This window comes from Ectobacillus sp. (assembly GCF_056992975.1).
On record NZ_JBXKMX010000300.1, the window covers coordinates 1 to 3,211 of the forward strand.

At 34.8% G+C, this 3,211-nt stretch carries 5 protein-coding genes; 4 read left to right on the forward strand and 1 reads right to left on the reverse strand.

Features of this window, described 5'->3' with window-relative positions; translation table 11 throughout:
* Positions 1-15: 15 nt before the first annotated feature.
* A complete protein-coding gene (locus AC11ZT_RS13595; protein ID WP_484060119.1) occupies positions 16-795 on the reverse strand; it encodes a GNAT family N-acetyltransferase in 780 nt (259 codons plus the stop codon).
* 128 nt (positions 796-923) lie between these two features.
* On the opposite strand from AC11ZT_RS13595, the gene ytfJ reads away from it, so the two are divergent.
* The 4 genes from ytfJ to AC11ZT_RS13615 form a co-directional block, all read left to right on the forward strand.
* Positions 924-1,346, forward strand: coding sequence for a GerW family sporulation protein (gene ytfJ / locus AC11ZT_RS13600; protein WP_484060115.1), 423 nt, complete (start codon positions 924-926; stop codon positions 1,344-1,346).
* 292 nt (positions 1,347-1,638) lie between these two features.
* A complete protein-coding gene (locus AC11ZT_RS13605; RefSeq protein ID WP_484060116.1) occupies positions 1,639-2,415 on the forward strand; it encodes an oxalate:formate antiporter in 777 nt (258 codons plus the stop codon).
* A 51-nt stretch (positions 2,416-2,466) separates the two neighbouring features.
* Positions 2,467-2,769, forward strand: a complete 303-nt coding sequence (locus AC11ZT_RS13610; RefSeq protein WP_484060117.1) for a hypothetical protein — start codon at positions 2,467-2,469, stop codon at positions 2,767-2,769.
* A 111-nt stretch (positions 2,770-2,880) separates the two neighbouring features.
* Positions 2,881-3,211 (forward strand): class I SAM-dependent methyltransferase (locus AC11ZT_RS13615; protein ID WP_484060118.1); only part of this gene is annotated, 331 nt, incomplete at its 3' end.

Sequence of the window (3,211 nt, forward strand, 5' to 3'; positions counted from 1 at the left end):
TTATTTAGTTACCTTTCATCGATACATTGTCCACATTCCAATATCTTTAAAGCCAAGCTGTTTATAAATCCGTCCTGCAGCAGGATTGTCATAAAATAGGCAAAGTGTTTTTCCATCGGTTATTAAATCTACTATAATTTTTTCAACTACAGATGAAGCGAATCCTTTCTTACGAAAACTAGGATCTGTACAAACGCCAACAATCATTGCAGATTGTGAATTCTCCGCTGCTGTTGAAGCACATGAAACGATACTTCCATCAACTTCTATGTAATACGTTCTTCCGGTTTTATTTTCGATAGATTGAATTAGCATTGTTCTTGATTCTTTCGTAATATAAAATTCCTTGATTTTTTCGCGAAGGCTCATAATTTGATCAACTTCTCGTAAGCTAGCTAACTTTACTTGATTTTGTGTTTCTGGGAAAATGACGTTTTGACATTCGCAAAAATAAGTATCTATTCGCTTTTTCCTTTCTAATACAGGAAGCAACCCATCAAATTTCTCAATAATATTTGGTTTTCCAGAAAATGTTGTGACGGAACAATTCTTAATGCATGACACAAATCCTCTAACGTCAAAATTTCCTTTACCGTATGGAATAAAAGATTGATGATACCGTAGTAAAACAGCACGTAACTTTCCATCTGATGTAAAATCTCCCCAAAGCTCTTGAAATTCACTTTCATACCCGTATGCCTCTATATCGCCAATTATAAATAAATTGTAGGTCGGCTCTTGTTGTAGGAGTGTTTGGACTATTTCATCATCTTTTTGCATAAGTTTTCGAATCATCATTTCACCTCATTACTAGAAGAATTATATCAATTTTATGATAACTATACGCGTACTACAACATTTATATGTTTAGTTCTAGCATTTTCGGAAAAACTAGGAAAAGAATAGAGAAGGAGGAATTGCTAGTGGATCATCCCATTCAAGGATTAATGAGAGCAACTATGGAAAATTTGAAGGAAATGGTAGATGTAAATACGATTGTTGGAGAACCGGTAGAAACAAAAGATGGGGGGATTGTTCTTACAGTTTCAAAAGTTGCATTTGGATTTGGTGCGGGTGGTAGCGATTATGCAAATGATAGTGGTAGTAGCCGTCGTGAAAATCCTGCCTTTGGTGGTGGAAGTGCAGGAGGGGTATCCATAACACCAGTTGCTTTCCTTGTTGTTAACAAAGAGGGAGTGAACATCCTACATCTTCAAAATACAACGCATTTAATGGAGAAAGCGATTGAATTAGCCCCGCAAACTTTCGATAAACTACAATCTATTTTTAAGAAAAAAGAGAAAGAAACATCATCTTCTAAAGAATCACAGCATCATAATGAATAAAAAGAAATAATGGTTTGCGTGTTTTCGTTCTCATTATTTTCTACTGGACCGTTTTTAAAAATCTTGAAAATTCAAGATTTTTAGCAATGGTCTATTTGTAATTAAGCAGCTATTTTCAGGGAAACGAATAGACATTCACTTTACGTTTTACCATATGTAACTTTTTTGTAATAATTATAAATAAAATGTAATGGTAATATGTAGTTATATTCGGACGTTTTCCTATGTTTCTAAAAATTTTCATGATAAAATAAGTCGTACTAATTATATTATACAAAGGTGGCTAGGTGCTTTGTCTGGAGGATCTGACCAAATAAAAGATATTATTTATATTAATGGAGATCGACGAAATCATTGTTATCTTTCGTCGGGCATAACGTTTCGGGAATTTGCTAATAATAATCCATCTCCACTTCATAACGTCCTTCTGCTAAAGCACAAATTTGAATGGACAGATTTCAATTATCACACTCTTCTCGAGTATGTTGAGGAAGAGAATATTCCAAAGTTGATTGCTTCAGATACAGAACAATTCGGTGAGTTTTGTTGGATTGACTTTGATGATGTGAATGATTTAGATGAGCTAGATCCTATGGAAATTGCTGAACTGCTATATTTAGCTCATAAAAAAGAACCAATTGTAAAACCTTTTTTTCCATTACTAAAAAATAAATTCGTTTATTTATCACATGAAGACGGCTGGTTTAATAAAGTGTATTATCGAAGACAGCAGGATATGGCAGGGCTATTAAGTAAAGTTATACCATATAAGCTAGGCTCTTTCGGAAAGAAACGTCGCATGTTATTTCAAAAAACGAAGATTTATCCTGCCGTAACTAAAGAAATTGCACTTCGGCTGTTACCCTTAACTGAAGATGGGCTACTTATCGATTTGCATAATAAGGTAGAAACAAAACGAGGATTGGAAATTCCAGTTTATGTGATTGGTTCTTTTACAAACATGGACGAAATCATGGAAAGTTTGGTTGAATTGAAAGAAGAAGCTAGTGAGAAAGCTGTCTTGCTTTTTGATAAAAAAGAGCAGGAGTGGATATGGGAAAGTGAGTAAAAAAACTTGACGATGTCAAGTTTTTTTACTTGTGGAAGGGAGTGAACGAAAATGAACAGGCTGTTTTTACAACTTGGTTTAGTAAGTATAATACTTGTAGCTGTTGTAATTGGAACGAGACCATCTCTACAAACGTTTTCCCGTGAATTAGCAGTGAAATATGGTGTTATATGTGAAGAACAACAATTTACATGCAGATACGGCAAGGAAAACATTGAAATGACCGATACGACTGTACATAATGGTGTATTCTTTACAACGATTCGTCAAACATTTAAAACGAGTGATAATCAGATTAAAGTAGCTTCAGGATTTGGAATGCTAGGTACGTTTTGGCGAATTACGATGACGTAGTTTTACTAAATAGTAAGGGGACAGGTTCTGTTTTGTTTTTTAGCGTACGAGGAAAACGACTTCCATTTGTTGAATATGTATAAAAATTACATATAAGGAGGTTTTGTGTAAGTGAATTCCTTTAGTTGGAGCAAAAGTGTACAAAAAAAGTGGGATAAACAGGCCATTGAATGGAATGAGAAAAGCAAGGAAATGTGGAATACAGGCAGTAGAAGCAGTATTCTTCCTTTTTTTCAAACATTTGTTTCTGAAGGCGCAACGATTCTGGATGCGGGCTGCGGCGATGGTTATGGATCATTCTATTTTAGTAAAAATGGATATCGTGTTTACGGTGTAGACATTTCTACCCAAATGATCGAATATGCAGATACTCGTACTCACCAGACCGAACTTTCATTTACACAAGCAGACATAGCAGCGCTGCCCTATGAAACCGAAACAT